A 20,596-nucleotide genomic window follows, 5' to 3' on the forward strand; every position below is an offset into this window, starting at 1 on the left:
GATGATCGAGGCCGAGCTGAAGGCGCGCGTGCACGCGCCCGAGGAGACTCTCCGACGGCTGGACGAGCGTGCCGACGGCCGCGCCGAGGTGTACCAGGACACCTACTACGACACCCCCGATGGGGCGTTGGAGGCCCGGGATGAGGAGTTGCGGGTGCGCACGGTCCACGGGGCGGTGGAGACCTGCACGGTCCTCACGTACAAGGGCGCTCGGGTCGACGAAGAGACCGGCTCGAAGCCTGAGCACGAGACCCGTGTCGAGGACTCCGAGGCGGTTCACGCGATGCTCCGCGGTCTCGGCTACGTCCCGGCCATCGCCTTCGAGAAGCGGTGCAGGAACTACGACTTCGTGGCCCGAGGTCGGCAGATGCTCGCCACCCTGGTCCGGGTCCCCGAGGTGGACGGGACGTTCCTGGAGCTGGAGACGATCGCCGAGAGGAAGGAGCTGACGGCGGCGCTGGACGACGTACGCGCGGTTCTCGCCGAGCTCGGCATCGGTGAGGAAGACCTGACCCGCGAGCTCTACACGGACGCGGTCCGCGCCCAGCGGCTGTGAGACGGAAGCGCCGGCCATCTGCTCAGCGGGTCGGCTGGGCGACACGCTACGGCTTCTGGGGCGCGCTTCCGTCCGCGGAGCTGCGCGAGCGTCACGACCGGGTACTCGCCCCGGTCCGCCGCCCGCCGGACATGACGAAGGCCCCGGCCGTCACCCTGGGGAAGGGTGGTGGCCGGGGCCTTCGCTTACATCCGGTGCGCCGCACCCGCGTGGCGAACGCAGGCCGCGTGCGGCGCGAGGTGCCGGTCGGGAGCGGATGAGAGGGCCCGCTGGATCCCTACCGGCGATTCACATCGAGAGCTCAGCCCTGGAGGGTGGCAACCTTGGAGGCCAGCGCCGACTTCTTGTTGGCGGCGGCGTTCTTGTGGATGACACCCTTCGAGACAGCCTTGTCGAGCGCACGCGCGGCGGCACGGGAAGCCACGGTGGCCTTCTCGACGTCGCCGGCGGCCACGGCCTCGCGGGCCTTGCGGATCGCGGTCTTGAGCGAGGACTTGACGGCCTTGTTGCGCAGGCGCGCCTTCTCGTTCGTCTTGTTCCGCTTGATCTGGGACTTGATGTTCGCCACGAAAGAGCCTTTTCAGGTTCAGAGGTTGATCTTCGGATTGTGTCCCGACAGCTGAGAGGGCATACGAGACACAGCTGCCCAGGCTACCAGGCGCCCTTTGGGCGGCCCAAACCGAGCACACTCGCCCGGTCATGGGACGATGGGGTCCTGCGTAACGTTCCGACTGCGACCCGAGAATCAGGACACTGCGTGCCCGCCATCCCCAGCCACGTGCCCGAGCCGAGCCGTACCGACCCGGCGCTGATCCGCAATTTCTGCATCATCGCGCACATCGACCACGGCAAGTCGACCCTCGCCGACCGGATGCTCCAGCTCACGGGCGTCGTCGACCAGCGGCAGATGCGTGCCCAGTACCTGGACCGCATGGACATCGAGCGTGAGCGCGGCATCACGATCAAGTCACAGGCGGTCCGTCTGCCCTGGGCGCCCACCACGGGCGAGAGCCAGGGCCAGACCCACATCCTGAACATGATCGACACGCCCGGGCACGTCGACTTCACCTATGAGGTCTCCCGGTCCCTCGCGGCCTGCGAGGGCACCATCCTCCTGGTGGACGCCGCCCAGGGCATCGAGGCCCAGACCCTCGCCAACCTTTACCTGGCGATGGAGAACGACCTCGCGATCGTCCCCGTCCTGAACAAGATCGACCTGCCGGCCGCCCAGCCGGAGAAGTTCGCCGAGGAGCTCGCGAACCTGGTCGGCTGCCAGCCGGAGGACGTGCTGCGGGTCTCCGCCAAGACCGGCCTCGGCGTGGACACCCTGCTCGACAAGGTCGTCGCCACCGTCCCGGCCCCGGTCGGCGTCAAGGACGCCCCCGCCCGCGCCATGATCTTCGACTCGGTGTACGACTCGTACCGCGGCGTCGTGACCTACGTACGAGTGGTCGACGGCCAGCTCAACAAGCGCGAGCGGATCCGGATGATGTCCACCGGCGCCACCCACGAGCTGCTGGAGATCGGTGTCTCCTCCCCGGAGATGACCCCGGCCGACGGCCTGGGCGTCGGCGAGGTGGGCTACCTCATCACCGGTGTGAAGGACGTCCGCCAGTCCAAGGTCGGTGACACCATCACCAGCCTGCAGAACGGCGCCACCGAGGCCCTCGGCGGCTACAAGGACCCGAAGCCGATGGTCTTCTCGGGCCTGTACCCGCTGGACGGATCGGACTACCCGGACCTGCGCGAGGCCCTGGACAAGCTCCAGCTCAACGACGCCGCCCTGGTCTACGAGCCGGAGACCTCCGCGGCCCTCGGCTTCGGCTTCCGCGTCGGTTTCCTCGGCCTGCTCCACCTCGACGTGATCCGCGAGCGCCTGGAGCGCGAGTTCGGCCTCGACCTGATCGCCACCGCGCCCAACGTGGTCTACCGCGTGGTCATGGAGGACAAGAAGGAGATCACGGTCACCAACCCGAGCGAGTTCCCCGAGGGCAAGATCTCTGACGTGTACGAGCCGGTGGTCCGTGCCACGATCCTCGCGCCGACCGAGTTCATCGGCTCGATCATGGAGCTCTGCCAGACCCGCCGCGGCACCCTGCTCGGCATGGACTACCTGTCCGAGGACCGGGTGGAGATCCGCTACACCCTCCCGCTCGCCGAGATCGTCTTCGACTTCTTCGACCAGCTGAAGTCCAAGACCCGCGGCTACGCCTCCCTCGACTACGAGCCGACCGGTGAGCAGTCGTCCAGCCTGGTCAAGGTCGACATCCTGCTGCACGGCGACAAGGTCGACGCCTTCTCGGCCATCACGCACAAGGACGCCGCCTACGCCTACGGCGTCCGCCTGGTCGCCAAGCTGCGCGAGCTCATCCCCCGGCAGGCCTTCGAGGTGCCCATCCAGGCCGCCATCGGCTCCCGGGTGATCGCCCGGGAGACCATTCGAGCCATCCGCAAGGACGTCCTCGCCAAGTGCTACGGCGGTGACATCTCCCGTAAGCGGAAGCTGCTGGAGAAGCAGAAGGAAGGCAAGAAGCGGATGAAGATGGTCGGCTCCGTGGAGGTCCCGCAGGAGGCCTTCATCGCGGTGCTGTCCAGCGACGAGTCCGGCGCCAAGAAGAAGTAGTCTCCTGAGCCGCAGGACATGCGGAACAAGCCCCCGCGCTTCGGCGCCGGGGCTTGTTTCGTTATGAATCGGCAGCTCGCGAGCCCTTAACAGCCGGGCGGACGGCCCCTATCTTGAGTTCTGCTCGATGGTTACTCGCCAGTTACACAAGCCCTGCCGCCTGGTCCGGAGGATGTCGTGAGCGACACACAGACGATGATCGAGAACCGCCCGCCCACCGTGGCGGCCCTCTTCCTTGAGCGTGTCGCCGCCACCCCGGACGCCGAGGCCTACCGCTACCCGGTCCCCGCCGCGGCCGGCCAGGGCCCCGACGACTGGAAATCGCTCAGCTGGGGGCAGGCCGCCGACCGGGTGTTCGCCATCGCCGCCGGCCTGGTCGATCTCGGCGTACGCCCGGAGGAACGGGTCGCCCTCGCCTCCAACACCCGGGTCGAGTGGATCCTCGCCGACCTCGGCGTGATGTGCGCCGGTGCCGCGACCACCACGGTCTACCCGAGCACCAACGCCGAGGAGTCCGCCTACATCCTGGCCGACTCGGCCAGCCGGGTCCTGATCGCCGAGGACGCCGCCCAGCTCGCCAAGGCCCGCGAGCACCGCACCAGCCTGCCCGAGCTCGCCCACGTGGTGGTCGTGGAGGCCGCCGACGCGGTTCCGGCCGAGGGCGACCCGGAGGGCTGGGTGCTCTCCCTCGCCGACCTGGAGGCGCGCGGCAAGGAGTACCTCGCCAAGCAGCCCGCGGCGGTCAAGGAGCGGATCTCGGCCATCACCGCCGACCAGCTCGCCACCCTGATCTACACCTCCGGCACCACCGGCCGCCCCAAGGGCGTCCGGCTGCCGCACGACAACTGGTCGTACATGGCCAAGGCCACCGTCGCCACCGGCATGATCGGCGCGGACGACGTCCAGTACCTGTGGCTGCCGCTGGCCCACGTGTTCGGCAAGGTGCTGACCTCCGGCCAGATCGAGGTCGGCCACGTCACCGCCGTCGACGGCCGGATCGACAAGATCATCGAGAACCTTCCGGTGGTCCAGCCCACCTATATGGCGGCCGTCCCGCGCATCTTCGAGAAGGTCTACAACGGGGTCGCGGCCAAGGCCAAGGCCGGCGGCGGCGCCAAGTACAAGATCTTCCAGTGGGCCGCCGGCGTGGCCCGCGAGTACGCCAAGGTCAGCCAGGACAACTTCCGCCGCACCGGCAGGGCGAGCGTCCCGTTCGGGCTCTCCGCCAAGCACAAGATCGCCGACACCCTCGTCTACTCCAAGCTCCGCGAGGCCTTCGGCGGCAGGCTCCGCGCCGCCGTCTCCGGCTCGGCCGGCCTGGCCCCCGAGATCGGCTTCTTCTTCTCCGGCGCCGGCATCCACATCCTCGAGGGCTACGGCCTCACCGAGTCCAGCGCCGCCTCCTTCGTCAACCCCGGCGAGGCCTACCGCACCGGCACCGTCGGCAAGCCGCTCCCCGGCACCGAGGTCCGCATCGCCGACGACGGCGAGATCCTGCTCCGCGGCCCCGGCATCATGGAGGGCTACCACGGCCTGCCCGAGAAGACCGCCGAGGTCCTCGAATCCGACGGCTGGCTGCACACCGGAGACATCGGCGAGCTCTCGGCCGACGGCTACCTCCGCATCACCGACCGCAAGAAGGACCTGATCAAGACCTCGGGCGGCAAGTACGTCGCCCCGGCCGAGGTCGAGGGCCGGTTCAAGGCGATCTGCCCGTACGTCTCCAACATCGTGGTCCACGGTGCCGACCGGAACTTCTGCTCCGCCCTGATCGCCCTGGACGGCCCGGCCATCCTCGGCTGGGCCGCCGAGAACGGACTGGAGGGCAAGTCCTACGCGGAGGTCGCCGCCGCCCCCGAGACCAACCGCCTGATCGAGACGTACATCCAGACCCTCAACGAGGGCCTGCAGCGCTGGCAGACGATCAAGAAGTTCCGCCTGCTGCCCCGCGACCTGGACGTCGAGCACGGCGACCTCACCCCCAGCCTCAAGCTGAAGCGCCCGGTCGTCGAGCGTGAGTTCAAGCACCTCATCGAGGAGATGTACGAGGGCTCCCGGGAGGCGTAGCCCACTGCGGTCGGGCGGAGCCGGGCGGTGCGGGACAATGGGCTCATGCCTTCCGCACTGCCCGATGGTGAGCCCATGCCCGAGGACGGGTCGCTGCCGCCGCATGCCCTGGAGGGCGCGGCGGCCCGGCCGCTCGGGTTCTACCTGCACGTCCCCTACTGCGCCACCCGCTGCGGGTACTGCGACTTCAACACCTACACCGCCACCGAGCTGCGCGGCACCGGCGGGGTGCTGGCCTCCCGGGACAACTACGCCGACACCCTCGTCGACGAGGTCCGCCTCGCCCGCAAGGTGCTCGGCGACGACCCGCGCGAGGTGCGGACCGTCTTCGTCGGCGGCGGTACGCCCACCCTGCTGGCCGCCGCCGACCTGGTCCGGATGCTCGCGGCGATCCGCGACGAGTTCGGCCTGGCGGCCGACGCCGAGGTGACCACCGAGGCCAATCCGGAATCCGTCACCCCCGCGTACCTGGCGGAGCTGCGGGCCGGCGGCTTCAACCGGATCTCCTTCGGCATGCAGAGCGCCCGGCAGCACGTCCTGAAGATCCTGGACCGCACCCACACCCCGGGGCGCCCCGAGGCCTGCGTGGCGGAGGCGCGGGCGGCCGGCTTCGAGCACGTCAACCTGGACCTGATCTACGGCACGCCCGGCGAGTCCGACGAGGACTGGCGGGCCTCCCTGGCGGCGGCGATCGGCGCCGGGCCCGACCACATCAGCGCGTACGCCCTGATCGTGGAGGAGGGCACCCAGCTGGCCCGCCGGATCCGCCGCGGCGAGGTCCCGATGACCGACGACGACGTGCATGCCGACCGCTACCTGATCGCCGACGAGGCGATGAGGGAGGCGGGCTATGACTGGTACGAGGTCTCGAACTGGGCCACCACCGAGGCCGGCCGCTGCCTGCACAACGAGCTGTACTGGCGCGGGGCCGACTGGTGGGGCGCGGGCCCCGGCGCCCACAGCCACGTCGGCGGGGTCCGGTGGTGGAACGTGAAGCACCCCGGCGCGTACGCCGCAGCGCTCGCGGAGGGCCGCTCCCCGGGCGCCGGCCGTGAGCTGCTCTCCGAGGAGGACCGCCGGGTCGAGCGCATCCTGCTGGAGCTCCGGCTGGTCTCCGGCTGCCCGCTGTCCCTGCTGGCCCCCGCCGGCCTCGCGGCCTCCCGCCGCGCCCTGGCCGACGGCCTGCTGGAACCGGGCCCGTACGAGGCGGGGAGCGCCGTCCTCACCCTGCGCGGCCGGCTGCTGGCCGACGCGGTGGTCCGCGACCTGGTGGACTGATCACTCGCCGGAGTGAATACCTGCGGAATCCGGAGGTCGCTGCTTACGCTGGTCCTAGGCTGCCCGCCGTAAGCGACGGCGGCGGAACGCGGAGGACCACGGAGATGACCGCTGTGGATGACCGGCTGATCACGGATGCCGCGCAGGTCTTCGAGGACTTCGAGGTCCCCGAGGGCTTCAAGGCTGAGCTCCTCAGGGGGGACATCGTGATGATGGCCGGGCCCGACCGGGTCCACAACAGGATCGTGCTGTCCGTGCTGTATCAGATCCCACGTGATCGCTGGGAGCCGCTCCAGACCCAGGACATCGCGATCCCCGGAGAGAGCAGCGAGCCCCAGCCCGACCTCGTCGTGCTGGAGCTCGGCAGCGAGCCGGGGCCGGGGCGGCTCATCCCGGCACCCGCCATCGCCCTGCTGGTCGAGGTGGTGTCCAAGAACAGCGCCGACGCGGACTACGGCATCAAGCGGTCCATGTACGCGGCGGGCAAGGTTCCCGCCTACCTGATCATCGATCCGTTCGAGGCCGAGTGCATGCTGCTCACCGAGCCCACCGGTACGGGCGAGGACGCCGATTACGAAGTCGAGCGGACATCCAAGTTCGGCGCCCCGGTCCCGCTGGACGTGCTCGGCATCGAGCTGGACACCAGCGGATTCGGCACCCTGCCCAAGTTCAAGCGGCACCGCCGACCGTAACGAAGTCGATCAGCTCCTCCACCCGCCCCAGCAGGGCCGGCTCCAGGTCCTGGTAGGACCGGACCCGAGACAGGATGTGCTGCCAGGCCGCGCCCGTGTTCTCAGGCCAGCCCAGCGCCCGGCAGATGCCCGTCTTCCAGTCCTGCCCCCGCGGGACCACCGGCCAGGCCGGGATCCCCAGGGCGGACGGCTTCACCGCCTGCCAGACGTCGACGTACGGGTGGCCCACCACCAGGACGTCCGGCCCCGTCACCGAAGCCGCCAGCCGGGACTCCTTCGACCCCGGGACCAGATGGTCCACCAAGATGCCCAGCCGTGCGTCCGCCGCCGGGGCGAATTCCGCCACGATCGCCGGAAGATCGTCCACCCCCGACAGGTACTCCACGACCACGCCCTCGATCCGCAGGTCGTCGCCCCACACCCGCTCCACCAGCTCCGCGTCGTGGCGGCCCTCCACGTAGATGCGGCCCGCCCGCGCCACCCGCGCCCGGGCCCCGGGCACGGCCAGCGAACCGGAGGCGGTCCGGCGGGGCGCCGACGGGGCCGCACGGGACGGGCGGACCAGGGTCACCACCGCGCCCTCCAGCAGGAAGCCGCGCGGCTCCAGCGGGAAGACGCGCCGCTTGCCGAAGCGGTCCTCCAGGGTGACCGTGCCGGCCTCGCAGGCCACCACCGCGCCGCAGAACTCCGTACCCGCGACCTCGACCACCAGATCGGGCTCGGCGGCCACCTCCGGCACCGGCTTGGGGCGCTTCCACGCGGGGGTCAGATCGGGGGAGTACTCACGCATCCGGCCGAGGGTAGGGGCAGCGGGCGGCCGATCAAGCCGACACGCCGAACCGGGCCGCCAGTGTGGCGCGTTGCGCACGGACGAAGGCCGCATCGACCACCGCCCCGTGCCCGGGAACGTACAGCGCGTCGTCGCCGCCCAGCGCGAGCAGCCGGTCCAGCGCCGCCGGCCACTGTGCAGTGACCGCGTCCGGGCCCGCCTGCGGCTCCCCCGACTCCTCGACCAGGTCCCCGCAGAAGACCACCTCCCGGCCGCCACCGGGCACGAACACCGCCAGGTCGTGCCGGGTGTGGCCGGGCCCCACGTTCGCCAGCAGCACCTGCACCCCGCCCAGCTCCAGCGTCCACTCGCCGGACACCAGGTGGCGGGGCGGGCGCAGCAGGTCCGCCGATTCGGTGGCGTCCGCCTCCGGCAGGCCTTGCCGGACCGCGTCCGAACGGAGTTCCTCCCGCCCCGCCGCAGTGCCGAGCACGGTCTCCAGGCCGACCGCCCCGAAGACTTCGGCGCCCGCGAAGGCCGCCACCCCCAGCACATGGTCGAAATGTTCGTGTGTGAATGCGATATGGGTCACCCGGCGACCGGTCAGCCGCTCCGCCTCGGCCCGCAGCCCGGCCCCCTCCCGGACACTCGATCCGGGGTCGACCAGCAGCACCGCATCGTCTCCCACCACCAGTCCCACCGTGCAGTCCCACCCCGGGAGCCGTCTCCGGCCGGCCCGTCCGGTGAGCCGTTCCCAGCCCGCCTCTTCCCATTGCACGTCCATGACGCAACGCTACCGTGACGGGCTCCCTTGCCTCCGGTGTACCTGCCCGCCGTACACTGACCGGGGGATCTCTGGCACTCCGACCCTGTGAGTGCCAACCAACGACCACGGAAGACCGCGGCGGGCCGGCCGGACCGGCCGGACCGGTCGGCCCGGTCAGACATAGAAGGCCCGGAAACCCGACTCACCGTTGGAGGTGGCGCGCGATGCTCAGTGAACGCAGGCTCGAAGTGCTGCGCGCCATCGTCCAGGACTACGTCGGGACGGAGGAGCCGGTCGGCTCCAAGGCGCTCACCGAACGGCACGCCCTCGGCGTCTCACCCGCCACCGTGCGCAACGACATGGCCGTGCTGGAGGAGGAGGGCTACATCGCGCAGCCCCACACCAGCGCCGGCCGGATCCCCACCGACAAGGGCTACCGCCTCTTCGTGGACAAGCTGGCCGGGGTCAAGCCGCTGTCCACCCCCGAGCGGCGGGCCATCCAGAACTTCCTCGACGGCGCCGTCGACCTCGACGACGTGGTCGGCCGGACCGTACGCCTGCTCGCCCAGCTGACCCGGCAGGTCGCGGTGGTGCAGTACCCCTCGCTGACCCGGTCCACGGTCCGGCACGTCGAGCTGCTCTCGCTCGCGCCCGCCCGGCTGATGCTCGTACTGATCACCGACACCGGCCGGGTCGAGCAGCGCATCGTGGACTGCCCCGCGCCCTTCGGTGAGACCTCCCTCACCGATCTGCGGGCCCGGCTCAACGGCATGGTCGTCGGCCGCCGCTTCGCGGACGTGCCGCAGCTGGTGCAGGACCTGCCCGAATCCTTCGAGGCGGAGGACCGGGCCACCGTCTCCACCGTCCTCGCCACCCTCCTCGAAACCCTGGTCGAGGAGACCGAGGAGCGGCTGATGATCGGCGGCACCGCCAATCTCACCCGCTTCGGACATGACTTTCCCCTGACCATCCGGCCGGTGCTCGAGGCCCTTGAGGAACAGGTCGTACTCCTCAAGCTCCTGGGCGAGGCCAACGAGTCGGGGATGACCGTACGCATCGGCCACGAGAACGCCTACGAAGGACTCAACTCCACGTCGGTCGTCTCGGTCGGCTACGGTTCGGGCGGCGAAGCAGTCGCCAAACTCGGCGTGGTCGGACCGACCCGCATGGACTACCCCGGAACGATGGGAGCGGTACGCGCAGTGGCACGTTACGTCGGACAGATCCTGGCGGAGTCGTAAGTGGCCACGGACTACTACGCCGTTCTCGGCGTGCGCCGCGACGCATCTGCGGACGAGATCAAGAAGGCCTTCCGGCGGCTCGCACGCGAGCTGCACCCGGATGTGAACCCCGATCCCAAGACGCAGGAGCGTTTCAAGGAGATCAACGCCGCGTACGAGGTGCTGTCGGACCCGCAGAAGAAGCAGGTCTACGACCTCGGCGGCGACCCGCTGTCCTCCTCGGGCGGCGGCGGCGCGGGCGGCTTCGGGGCCGGTGGCTTCGGTAACTTCTCGGACATCATGGACGCGTTCTTCGGTACCGCGTCCCAGCGCGGCCCGCGCTCGCGCACCCGGCGCGGCCAGGACGCGATGATCCGCCTGGACCTGGAGCTGGACGAGGCCGCCTTCGGGACGACCAAGGACATCCAGGTCGACACCGCGATCGTGTGCGTGACCTGCTCCGGCGAGGGTGCCGCGCCCGGCACCTCGGCGCAGACCTGCGACATGTGCCGCGGCCGGGGCGAGGTCTCCCAGGTCACCCGGTCCTTCCTGGGCCAGGTCATGACCTCGCGGCCGTGCCCGCAGTGCCAGGGCTTCGGCACCGTGGTCCCGACCCCGTGCCCCGAGTGCGCGGGCGACGGCCGGGTCCGCTCCCGCCGCAACCTGACGGTCAAGATCCCCGCCGGTGTCGAGAACGGCACCCGGATCCAGCTGTCGGGCGAGGGCGAGGTCGGCCCCGGCGGCGGCCCCGCCGGCGATCTGTACGTGGAGATCCACGAGCTGCCGCATCCGGTCTTCCAGCGGCGCGGGGACGACCTGCACTGCACGGTGACCATTCCGATGACAGCGGCGGCACTGGGCACCAAATGCCCGCTGGAGACGCTGGACGGCATGGAGGAGATCGACATCCGGCCCGGTACCGGGTCCGGCCAGTCGATCCCGCTGCACGGCCGCGGTGTGACCCACCTGCGCGGCGGCGGGCGCGGCGACCTGATCGTCCACGTCGAGGTCACCACCCCGGCCAAGCTGGACGCCCAGCAGGAGGACCTGCTGCGCCAGCTGGCGAAGCTGCGCGGCGAGGAGCGGCCCATGGGGCAGTTCGCGCCGGGCCAGCAGGGGCTGTTCAGCCGGCTGAAGGACGCGTTCAACGGCCGCTGACGCGCGCCGCCCACGCCGTGGCTGGCCGGTTACGCAACCGGACTATGCCAGGCGAATTGTGTGATTCGGTCTGGTGCGGGGGACATGGCACGATGCAGCTCATGTCCTCCGCGCTGAACGGTCTCTGCCCCTACCCGATCGTGCAGGCTCCCATGGCGGGCGGAGGTTCCTGCCCGCCGCTCGCCGCAGCCGTCTCCGCGGCCGGCGGGCTCGGCTTCCTGGCCGGCGGCTACAAGACCGCCGACGGCATGTACCAGGAGATCAAACTGCTGCGCGGGCTCACCCGGCGGCCGTTCGGCGTCAATCTCTTCATGCCGCAGACCGCCCAGGTGGACCCGGCCGCCGTCGAGGCCTACCGGGGCCAGCTCGCGGGCGAGGCCAGCTGGTACGAGGTCTCCCTCGCGGACGATGACATCGTTGGCACCAGCGACGACGGCTATGACGCAAAACTGGCCATTCTCACCGAGGACCCGGTCCCGGTCGTCTCCTTCACCTTCGGCTGCCCCTCGCCCGAGGCCCTCGGCCGCCTCCGCGCGGCCGGCACCCGCACCGTGGTCACCGTCACCTCCGTCGAGGAGGCCCGGGCCGCGCAGGCGGCCGGCGCGGACATCCTCTGCGTCCAGGGGATCGAGGCCGGCGGCCACCAGGGCACCCACCGGGACGACCCGGAGGCCGACTTCACCGGTGTGGGCCTGCTGTCGCTGGTCGGGCAGGTACGGGAGGCCGTGGCGCTGCCCATCGTCGCGGCCGGCGGGCTGATGCGCGGCTCGCAGATCGCCGGGGTGCTCGCGGCGGGGGCGGACGCGGCCCAGCTGGGCACGGCCTTCCTGGCCTGCCCGGAGTCCGGGGCGCACGCCCTGCACAAGAAGGCCCTGACCGACCCCCTGTTCGTCCGGACGGAACTCACCCGGGCCTTCTCCGGCCGCCCGGCCCGAGGCCTGGTCAACCGGTTCATGCGGGAGCACGGCCCGTACGCGCCGGCTGCCTACCCGGCGGTCCACCACCTGACCTCCGGGCTGCGCAAGGCCGCCGCCGCGGCCGGCGATCCGCAGGGCATGGCCCTGTGGGCCGGCCAGGGCCACCGGCTGGCGCGGTCGGTGCCCGCCGGACAGCTGGTGGAGGTGCTGGCGGCCGAACTGGCCGAGGCACAGTGCGCCTTGCGCACCCACAACACGCAGGACACGCAGGGCAGGCAGGGCAGGCAAGATACCGACAACAGCAGGAGTGCATCATGACGGCCCCGGTGTTCGTGGTCGAAAAGGTCCCCGCGGGGCCGCAGTTCGTCCTGGACGGCCCGGAGGGCCGGCACGCCGTCTCCGTGAAGCGGCTCAACCCCGGTGAGGACGTGGTCCTCACCGACGGCCACGGCCGCTGGACGGAGGGCGTGGTCCAGGCCGCCGAGGGCAAGGACCGGCTGGTCGTCACGGACCTGCACACCATCGAGGAGGAGCCGGAGCCGGAGGTCCGGATCACCGTGGTCCAGGCCCTGCCCAAGGGCGACCGCGGCGAACTGGCCGTCGAGACCATGACCGAGACCGGCGTGGACGCCATCGTGCCCTGGCAGGCCGCCCGCTGCATCACCCAGTGGCGCGGTGACCGGGGCGCCAAATCCCTGGCCAAGTGGCGGTCCACGGCCCGGGAGTCCGGCAAGCAGTCCCGCCGGGTCCGCTTCCCGGAGGTCGAGGAGGCCCGGTCCACCAAGCAGGTCGCCCAGCTGCTGGCGGCGGCCGATCTGGCGGTGGTCCTGCACGAGGACCGGGACACCCCCTCCCGGGCCCTGGCCACCGCCGAACTCCCCGCCACCGGCTCGATCGTGGTCGTGGTCGGCCCCGAGGGCGGGGTCTCACCGGAGGAGCTGGCCGTCTTCGCGGAGGCGGGCGCCCACCCGTACCGGCTGGGCCGCTCGGTGCTGCGCACCTCCACGGCGGGCACGGCGGCGGTGGCGGTCCTGCTCGCCCGCACCGGCCGCTGGTCCTGACCGGACGACGGACGGACAGACGGACGGACAGACGGAGGGCCTGCCGCGACGGAGCCGGATACGATGCGAGGCGACGCTCAGCGATCACCATCACGGGAGGCGACGGCCATGGCCGGGGAACCGCAGGCGGACTGCCTGTTCTGCAAGATCGTCACGGGGGACATCCCGGCGACGATCGTGCGCGAGACGGACACCACGGTCGCGTTCCGCGACATCAACCCGCAGGCACCCACCCATGTGCTGGTGATCCCCAAGGTGCACTACCCGGACGCCGCCGCGCTCGCCGCGGCCGACCCGCAGGCCATGGTGGACGTCCTGCGCGAGGCCGGTGTGGTGGCGGCCGAGGAGAAGATCGACGGCCACGGCTACCGGATCGTGTTCAACACCGGCGCCGGCGCGGGCCAGACCGTGTGGCACGCCCATGCGCACGTCCTCGGCGGTCGCGGCCTCGAATGGCCCCCCGGATAACCACCACACACATCCACGGATAACCACCATGTCCGCACGCGAGTTCGTGGTCCTCGGCACCGCCAGCCAGGTCCCCACCCGGCACCGCAACCACAACGGGTACCTGCTGCGCTGGGACGGCGAGGGCATCCTCTTCGACCCGGGCGAGGGCACCCAGCGGCAGATGCTGCGGGCCGGGGTGGCCGCGCACGACATCAACCGGATCTGCATCACGCACTTCCACGGCGACCACAGCCTCGGCCTGGCCGGGGTGATCCAGCGGATCAACCTCGACCGGGTCCCGCACCCCATCACCGCGCACTACCCGGCCTCCGGGCAGAAGTTCTTCGACCGGCTCCGGTACGCCACCGCATACCGCGAGACCGTCGTCCTGGAGCAGGAACCGGTGTCCGCGGACAGGGTGCTGGCGGCCGGCCCCCCGTACTCCCTGGAGGCCCGCCGGCTCTCCCACCCGGTGGAGTCCTTCGGCTACCGGCTCACCGAGCCCGACGGCCGGCGGATACGGCCCGAGCTGCTCGCCCGGTACGGCATCGCGGGCCCGGACGTGGGCCGCATCCAGCGCGAGGGTGTCCTCGGCGGGGTCACCCTCGAGCAGGTCAGCGAGCACCGGCCCGGGCAGAGCTTCGGCTTTGTGATGGACACCCGGATGTGCGAGGGGGTCACCGCGCTCGCCGAGGGCTGCGACATGCTGGTGATCGAGTCCACCTTCCTCGACGAGGACGAGCACCTGGCCACGGAGCACGGCCACCTGACGGCGGGCCAGGCGGCCCGGGCCGCCCGCGAGGCCGGCGTCCGGCACCTGGTCCTCACCCACTTCTCGCAGCGCTACACGGACCCGGACGAATTCGAACGCCAGGCCCGCCGCGCAGGCTTCGAGGGCGACCTGACCATCGCAGCAGACCTCCTCCGCGTCCCCCTCCCCAAGCGGGGCTGACCGGCCGCGGACCCGCCGGAGGGGCGGGGCGGGCGTCTTCGGGGTGATGTGGGACACACTGTGTGGTGTGCCGCCGCCGGGTGGACGGGGCGGTGGTCTTCCAGCCGAAGGGGGAGTACACCATGACCGGTCGGAACAGCAGAAACGGATCGCACGCAGCGGCGCGCACCGCCGGGCTGGACCCGCTGGGCGCGCTGCGCACACCGGTGGATCCGGACTGTGACGTCTTCCTGACCGGCACGGTCTTCCTCGACATCATCTTCACCGGCCTCGACTCGGCCCCGGTGCGCGGTACGGAGTCCTGGGCGCGGGGCATGGGATCCAGCCCCGGCGGGGTCGCGAACATGGCGACCGCGCTGGCCCGCCTGGGGCTGCGTACCTCCCTGGCCGCCGCCTTCGGTGACGACCACTACGGCGAGTACTGCTGGGACGCCCTGGAACAGGGCGAGGGCATCGACCTGTCGATGTCGCGGACCGTGGCCGGCTGGCACAGCCCGGTCACCGTCTCCATGGCGTACGAGGGGGAGCGGACGATGGTCTCGCACGGCCACGAGGCCCCGCCCCCGGGCGGGCTGGGCCCGGGCGGCCTGGGTGCGGCCCCCGTTCCGGACGGCCTGCCGCGGGCCCGGGCGGCCGTGGCCTCCCTGACCCCGGGGCGCCGGGAGGCGTGGGTGGCCGAGGCGGCCCGCTCCGGGGCCCGGGTGTTCGCCGACGTCGGCTGGGACGAGAGCGGCTGCTGGGACCTGGACGCCCTCGCCGACCTGGAGCACTGCGAGGCGTTCCTGCCGAACGCGGGGGAGGCGATGCGGTACACCCGCACCGAGTGCCCGCGGGCGGCGGCCCGGGCGCTGGCGGACCGGGTTCCGGTGGCGGTGGTGACACTGGGCGCCGAGGGCTCGTACGCGGTGGACGGCCGGACCGGGGAGACCGCGGAGGTGCCGGGCATCGCGGTGGACGCCCTGGACCCGACGGGCGCCGGCGACGTCTATGTGGCGGGCTTCGTCACCGGCACCCTGGCGGGCTGGCCACTGGCCGACCGGCTGGCCTTCGCGGGACTGACGGCCGCCCTGTCGGTGCAGGAGTTCGGCGGCTCCCTCTCCGCGCCGGGCTGGGAGGAGGTCGCCCACTGGTGGCACTCCCAGGGCGAGCGCCCGGCCCGCTTCGCCTTCCTCCAGGACCTGCTCGGCCCGCAGCACGGCAGCCCGGCGGCCCCGTCCGCCGCCGCCCGCCGCCGGGCGGTCCCGACGATCGGCTTCCGGCACTCCGCCTGAGGGGGGTGTCCGCGGACCGGAAAAGCTCTCGGGCAACCTCCCGGGGCGTCGTACGCTTGGTATTCCAGAGGTCGTCGATCGGTGCGACCCCGCAGCGGGAGGTATGTGCAGGCCACAGAGCCGGCCCATGACGCAGACACCCACAGCCCAGCCGCTCCTGCCGGGGCAGGCACGAGCCAATTTCACCGTTCCCGCCAAGCACCCGATGGTGACGGTGCTCGGCTCCGGAGACGCTCTGTTGCGCGTGATCGAGCGCTCCTTCCCGGAGGCCGACATCCACGTCCGGGGCAACCAGGTCAGCGCGGTCGGCGACGCTCGGGAAGTCGCCCTGATCCAGCGCCTGTTCGACGAGATGATGCTGGTGCTCCGCACCGGGCAGCCGATGACGGAGGACGCAGTGGAACGATCGATCGCCATGCTCCAGGCGAGCGAGAACGGAAACGGCCCGGAGGAGACTCCGGCCGAGGTGCTCACCCAGAACATCCTCTCCAACCGTGGCCGCACCATCCGCCCCAAGACCCTCAACCAGAAGCGCTACGTCGACGCGATCGACAAGCACACGATCGTCTTCGGCATCGGCCCCGCCGGTACCGGAAAGACCTATCTCGCCATGGCCAAGGCGGTCCAGGCCCTGCAGTCCAAGCAGGTCACCCGGATCATCCTGACCCGGCCCGCCGTCGAGGCGGGCGAGCGGCTCGGCTTCCTGCCCGGCACGCTCTACGAGAAGATCGACCCGTACCTGCGCCCCCTGTACGACGCGCTGCACGACATGCTCGACCCGGATTCGATCCCGCGTCTGATGGCGGCCGGCACCATCGAGGTGGCGCCGCTGGCGTACATGCGGGGAAGGAGCCAGCCGCTCTTCACGAACGTCCTGACCCCGGACGGTTGGCGTCCGATCGGAGACCTCCAGGTCGGTGACCTGGTCGTCGGCTCGAACGGTGAGCCGACTCCGGTGCTCGGCGTCTATCCGCAGGGCGAGAGGGACGTCTACCGTGTCACGGCCCAGGACGGCTCGTGGACCCTGTGCTGCGGCGAGCACCTGTGGACGGTCAGGACGCGCGACGACAAGCGCCGCGACAAGCCGTGGCGGGTGCTGGAGACCCAGGAGATGATCGGCAACCTGCGCGCCGCGCACGCGCGCCGGTACGAGCTGCCCCTGCTCACCGCGCCGGTCGAGTTCCCCGAGCGTCCGGTCCCGATGGACCCGTACGCCCTGGGCCTGCTGCTCGGCGACGGATGCCTGACCGGCACCACCACGCCGTCGTTCGCCACGGAGGACACGGAGCTGGTCAGCGCCCTGGAGGCGGCCATCCCTGGCGTCTCCGTGCGCCACAAGGGCGGGCCGGACTACGTCCTGAACCGGATCAAGGCGCCCGGTGACGTCGTCACCCTGGAGAACCCGGTCACCCGGGTCCTCCGCGAACTGGACCTTATCGGCAGCCGCTCGCACTCGAAATTCGTCCCGGACGACTACCTGTTCAACACGGCCGAGGTTCGCCTGGGCGTGCTACAGGGTCTGCTCGACTCCGACGGCGGCCCGGTGCCGCAGCGCGACCGCACCTGCCGAGTGCAGTACTCGACCGCTTCCCTGGTGCTGCGCGACGACGTGATCGCGCTCGTGCAGTCGCTGGGTGGTGTCGCCTACACCCGGCGCCGGCCTGCCTCGGGCCGGAACCCCAGCACTGCTCTCGCCGCCCACCGGTACGACGCGCACGTGGTCGACATCCGGCTCCCCGAGGGGATCGAACCGTTCCGGCTCGCCCGCAAGCGGGACCGGTACCACGAGGCCGGTGGCGGCGGACGGCCGATGCGGTTCATCGACTCCATCGAGCCCGCCGGGCGTGAGGAGACCGTGTGCATCCAGGTGGCGGCGGAGGACTCGCTGTACATCACGCAGGACTACCTGCTCACGCACAACACGCTCAACGACGCGTTCATCATCCTCGACGAGGCGCAGAACACGAACCCCGAGCAGATGAAGATGTTCCTGACCCGCCTCGGCTTCGATTCGAAGATCGTCATCACCGGTGACGTGACCCAGATCGACCTCCCCGGCGGCACCAAGTCGGGTCTGAAGCAGGTGCAGGACATCCTCGAAGGGGTCCCGGACGTGCACTTCTCCCGGCTCACCTCCCAGGATGTCGTCCGGCACAAGCTCGTCGGCCGTATCGTCGACGCGTACGAGCAGTACGACAGCCGAAACGGGAAGTAGAACAACAAGCGCATGTCGATCGACGTCAACAACGAATCCGGAACCGAAGTCGACGAGCAGGCGATCCTCGACATCGCCCGCTACGCGCTGACCCGGATGCGGATCCACCCGCTCTCCGAGCTCTCCGTCATCGTGATCGACGCGGAGGCCATGGAGCAGCTCCACATCCAGTGGATGGACCTGCCCGGACCGACGGACGTCATGTCCTTCCCGATGGACGAGCTCCGTCCGCCGGCCAAGGACGACGAGGAGCCCCCGCAGGGGCTCCTCGGCGACATCGTGCTCTGCCCCGAGGTCGCCAAGCGGCAGGGCGAGGAAGCCCCGACGCAGCACTCCATGGACGAGGAACTCCAGCTCCTGACCGTCCACGGGGTGCTGCACCTGCTCGGATACGACCACGAGGAGCCCGACGAGAAGGCCGAGATGTTCGGTCTGCAGGCGGCCATCGTGGACGGCTGGCGGGCCGAGCGCGGCCTGACCGGTCCCTCGCCCGCGCCCACCGTCTCGTGACCGCCGCCCAGCTGATCACCGGGGCGGTCCTGCTGGTCATGGTGGCCTGGCTGGCCGCCTGCGCCGAGGCGGGCATCGCCCGGATCTCCGCATTCCGCGCCGAACAGGCCGTACGGGAGGGCCGCCGCGGCAGCGCCAAGCTGGCCCAGGTCGCCGCCGACCCCACCCGGTACCTGAACGTGGCACTGCTGGTCCGGGTCACCTGCGAGATGGCCGCCGGCGTGCTGGTCACCTACGTCTGCCTGGACCACTTCGGCGAGAACTGGACCGCGCTGTTCACGGCCATCGCCGTGATGGTGCTGGTCTCCTTCGTCGCCGTCGGGGTCTCGCCCCGTACGATCGGCCGCCAGCATCCGCTGAACACCGCGACCGCCGCCGCGTACGTCCTCGTACCGCTGGCCCGGATCATGGGCCCCATCCCGCAGCTGCTGATCCTCATCGGCAACGCCCTCACCCCGGGCAAGGGCTTCCGCAAGGGCCCCTTCGCCTCCGAGGCCGAGCTCCGCGCGATGGTGGACCTGGCGGAGAAGGAGTCGCTGATCGAGGACGAGGAGCGCCGGATGGTGCACCAGGTCTTCGAGCTCGGCGACACGCTGGTGCGCGAGGTGATGGTGCCGCGCACCGACCTGGTCTGCATCGAGCGCTACAAGACGGTCCGTCAGGCCACCACGCTGGCGCTCCGCTCGGGCTTCTCGCGGATTCCGGTCACCGGCGAGAACGAGGACGACATCGTCGGGATCGTCTACCTGAAGGACCTGGTCCGCAAGACCCACATCAGCCGGGACGCCGAGACCGACCTGGTCTCCACGGCGATGCGGCCGGCGGTGTTCGTGCCCGACACCAAGAACGCCGGTGACCTGCTCCGGGAGATGCAGCAGGTGCGCAACCACGTCGCGGTGGTCATCGACGAGTACGGCGGCACGGCCGGGATCGTGACCATCGAGGACATCCTGGAGGAGATCGTCGGCGAGATCACCGACGAGTACGACCGCGAGATCGCGCCGGTGGAGGAGCTGGGCGAGGACCGCTACCGGGTCACGGCCCGCCTCGACATCACCGACCTCGGCGAGCTGTTCGGCCTGGACTCCTTCGACGACGAGGACGTGGAGACGGTCGGCGGCCTGCTGGCCAAGGCCCTCGGCCGGGTACCGATCGCGGGCGCGACGGCGCTGGTGGAGCTTCCGGACGGGCGCTCGCTGCGGCTGACCGCGGAGGCCCCGGCGGGCCGCCGGAACAAGATCGTCACGGTGCTGGTGGAGCCGGTGAAGGCGACCGCCGACGACGAGGCGACCACCGCATGACCCCGGCGGAGCTGCGGGCCTTCTGCCTCGGTTTCAACGCGGCGGTGGAGGAGTTCCCGTTCGACGCCGAGACCTCGGTCTTCAAGGTGCTCGGCAAGATGTTCGCGCTGTCCGCGCTGGACTCCGAGCCGCTGAAGGTCAGCCTGAAGTGCGAACCGGAGCTTGCGGTCCGGCTCCGCGCCGAACACGAGGCGATCGTGCCGGGCTACCACCTCAACAAGCGGCACTGGAACACCGTGACGGTGGGCGGGCTGCCGGAGCCGAAGGTGCGGGAGCTGATCGAGGACTCGTACGACCTGGTGGTCGCGGGCCTGCCGCGAGCGGACCGGCTGCGCCTCGACCGGCCCTGAGCCACCGGACACGCCCCAACACAGAGCGCCCCGGCGGGGCCGTCGTGCGGCACCGCCGAGGCGCTCTTTATGCTTTCGACCATGACCGACAGCACCGGGATCGACCCCGAGGACACCAAGATCATCACGCTGGCGCGCAGCGCCCGGGCCCGTAACGGTGTGCCCGAGGGGGCGGCGGTCCGGGACGAGACCGGCCGCACCTATGTGGCCGGCACCGTCGAGCTCGACTCCCTCCGGCTCAGCGCCCTCCAGACCGCCGTCGCCATGGCCGTGGCCAGCGGCGCGCAGTCGCTGGAGGCCGCCGCCGTGGTCAGCGCCGCCGACGCTCCGGCCGAGGCCGACCGGGCTGCCGTACGGGACCTCGGGGGCCCCGACACCCCGGTCCTGCTGGCCGGCCCGGACGGCACCCTGAAGTCGACCACTCCGGCGGGCGCGTAGGA

General features: G+C 71.1%; 20 protein-coding genes. 17 read left to right on the plus strand and 3 right to left on the minus strand.

The annotated features are described in order from the left end of the window. Nucleotide 1 precedes the first annotated feature (1 nt). On the plus strand, nt 2-556 hold the full coding sequence (cyaB, locus tag DEJ50_RS22690; protein ID WP_150209831.1) for a class IV adenylate cyclase: 555 nt from the start codon (nt 2-4) through the stop codon (nt 554-556). A 301-nt stretch (nt 557-857) separates the two neighbouring features. Here cyaB and rpsT read toward each other — a convergent pair whose 3' ends face one another. Further along, nucleotides 858-1,124, minus strand: coding sequence for a 30S ribosomal protein S20 (rpsT, locus tag DEJ50_RS22695; protein ID WP_150209833.1), 267 nt, complete (start codon nt 1,122-1,124; stop codon nt 858-860). Nucleotides 1,125-1,313: 189 nt separating this feature from the next. Between rpsT and lepA the strand changes: the two genes are divergently transcribed. The 4 genes from lepA (at nt 1,314) to DEJ50_RS22715 (ending at nt 7,216) form a co-directional block, all read left to right on the plus strand. Continuing rightward, entirely contained in the window at nt 1,314-3,179 is a 1,866-nt protein-coding gene (lepA, locus tag DEJ50_RS22700) for a translation elongation factor 4 (protein ID WP_150209835.1), read from the plus strand. Nucleotides 3,180-3,356: 177 nt separating this feature from the next. Further along, nucleotides 3,357-5,246 (plus strand): AMP-dependent synthetase/ligase, encoded by a 1,890-nt coding sequence (locus DEJ50_RS22705; RefSeq protein ID WP_150209837.1) that lies wholly within the window; start codon nt 3,357-3,359, stop codon nt 5,244-5,246. A gap of 45 nt (nt 5,247-5,291) precedes the next feature. Then, nucleotides 5,292-6,524 carry a radical SAM family heme chaperone HemW gene (gene hemW / locus DEJ50_RS22710; protein WP_150209839.1) on the plus strand — a complete coding sequence of 411 codons (1,233 nt, stop codon included), beginning with the start codon at nt 5,292-5,294 and terminating at the stop codon, nt 6,522-6,524. A gap of 104 nt (nt 6,525-6,628) precedes the next feature. Then, the gene (locus DEJ50_RS22715) at nt 6,629-7,216 is read left to right on the plus strand and encodes a Uma2 family endonuclease (RefSeq protein WP_150209841.1); all 588 of its coding nucleotides are present in this window, start codon (nt 6,629-6,631) and stop codon (nt 7,214-7,216) included. On the opposite strand, the gene DEJ50_RS22720 is transcribed toward DEJ50_RS22715, so the two are convergent. Then, nucleotides 7,194-8,006 carry a DUF3097 domain-containing protein gene (locus DEJ50_RS22720; RefSeq protein WP_150209843.1) on the minus strand — a complete coding sequence of 271 codons (813 nt, stop codon included), beginning with the start codon at nt 8,004-8,006 and terminating at the stop codon, nt 7,194-7,196. The two genes, DEJ50_RS22715 and DEJ50_RS22720, sit on opposite strands and share 23 nt — an antisense overlap. A 31-nt stretch (nt 8,007-8,037) precedes the next feature. Next, entirely contained in the window at nt 8,038-8,769 is a 732-nt protein-coding gene (locus DEJ50_RS22725; RefSeq protein WP_150209844.1) for an MBL fold metallo-hydrolase, read from the minus strand. Between the two features lie 206 nt (nt 8,770-8,975). Between DEJ50_RS22725 and hrcA the strand changes: the two genes are divergently transcribed. From hrcA to DEJ50_RS22785, 12 genes are all read left to right on the plus strand, one after another. Continuing rightward, nucleotides 8,976-9,992, plus strand: a complete 1,017-nt coding sequence (gene hrcA, locus DEJ50_RS22730; RefSeq protein ID WP_150209846.1) for a heat-inducible transcriptional repressor HrcA — start codon at nt 8,976-8,978, stop codon at nt 9,990-9,992. After that, on the plus strand, nt 9,993-11,129 hold the full coding sequence (gene dnaJ / locus DEJ50_RS22735) for a molecular chaperone DnaJ (protein WP_150209848.1): 1,137 nt from the start codon (nt 9,993-9,995) through the stop codon (nt 11,127-11,129). Between the two features lie 101 nt (nt 11,130-11,230). Then, nucleotides 11,231-12,364 (plus strand): nitronate monooxygenase, encoded by a 1,134-nt coding sequence (locus DEJ50_RS22740; protein ID WP_150209850.1) that lies wholly within the window; start codon nt 11,231-11,233, stop codon nt 12,362-12,364. Next, complete coding sequence (locus DEJ50_RS22745; protein WP_150209852.1) at nt 12,361-13,107, plus strand: 16S rRNA (uracil(1498)-N(3))-methyltransferase; 747 nt, start codon at nt 12,361-12,363, stop codon at nt 13,105-13,107. The genes DEJ50_RS22740 and DEJ50_RS22745 overlap by 4 nt, the downstream gene beginning before the upstream one ends. A 108-nt stretch (nt 13,108-13,215) precedes the next feature. Next, complete coding sequence (locus DEJ50_RS22750; protein ID WP_150209854.1) at nt 13,216-13,575, plus strand: histidine triad nucleotide-binding protein; 360 nt, start codon at nt 13,216-13,218, stop codon at nt 13,573-13,575. A gap of 28 nt (nt 13,576-13,603) precedes the next feature. Continuing rightward, nucleotides 13,604-14,509 carry a ribonuclease Z gene (locus DEJ50_RS22755; RefSeq protein WP_150209856.1) on the plus strand — a complete coding sequence of 302 codons (906 nt, stop codon included), beginning with the start codon at nt 13,604-13,606 and terminating at the stop codon, nt 14,507-14,509. 122 nt (nt 14,510-14,631) lie between these two features. Further along, on the plus strand, nt 14,632-15,780 hold the full coding sequence (locus tag DEJ50_RS22760) for a PfkB family carbohydrate kinase (protein ID WP_150209857.1): 1,149 nt from the start codon (nt 14,632-14,634) through the stop codon (nt 15,778-15,780). Between the two features lie 127 nt (nt 15,781-15,907). Next, the gene (locus DEJ50_RS22765) at nt 15,908-17,995 is read left to right on the plus strand and encodes a PhoH family protein (RefSeq protein WP_150209859.1); all 2,088 of its coding nucleotides are present in this window, start codon (nt 15,908-15,910) and stop codon (nt 17,993-17,995) included. Nucleotides 17,996-18,007: 12 nt separating this feature from the next. After that, nucleotides 18,008-18,505, plus strand: coding sequence for an rRNA maturation RNase YbeY (gene ybeY, locus DEJ50_RS22770; RefSeq protein ID WP_150209861.1), 498 nt, complete (start codon nt 18,008-18,010; stop codon nt 18,503-18,505). Beyond that, nucleotides 18,502-19,806 (plus strand): hemolysin family protein, encoded by a 1,305-nt coding sequence (locus DEJ50_RS22775; protein ID WP_263399210.1) that lies wholly within the window; start codon nt 18,502-18,504, stop codon nt 19,804-19,806. The genes ybeY and DEJ50_RS22775 overlap by 4 nt, the downstream gene beginning before the upstream one ends. Continuing rightward, on the plus strand, nt 19,803-20,156 hold the full coding sequence (locus DEJ50_RS22780) for an MmcQ/YjbR family DNA-binding protein (protein ID WP_150209863.1): 354 nt from the start codon (nt 19,803-19,805) through the stop codon (nt 20,154-20,156). Before DEJ50_RS22775 ends, DEJ50_RS22780 begins: the two co-directional genes overlap by 4 nt. A gap of 81 nt (nt 20,157-20,237) precedes the next feature. Next, nucleotides 20,238-20,594 (plus strand): cytidine deaminase, encoded by a 357-nt coding sequence (locus DEJ50_RS22785; protein ID WP_150209865.1) that lies wholly within the window; start codon nt 20,238-20,240, stop codon nt 20,592-20,594. The last annotated feature ends 2 nt before the right edge of the window (nt 20,595-20,596 follow it).

This window comes from Streptomyces venezuelae (assembly GCF_008642295.1).
GTDB lineage: Bacteria > Actinomycetota > Actinomycetes > Streptomycetales > Streptomycetaceae > Streptomyces > Streptomyces venezuelae_C.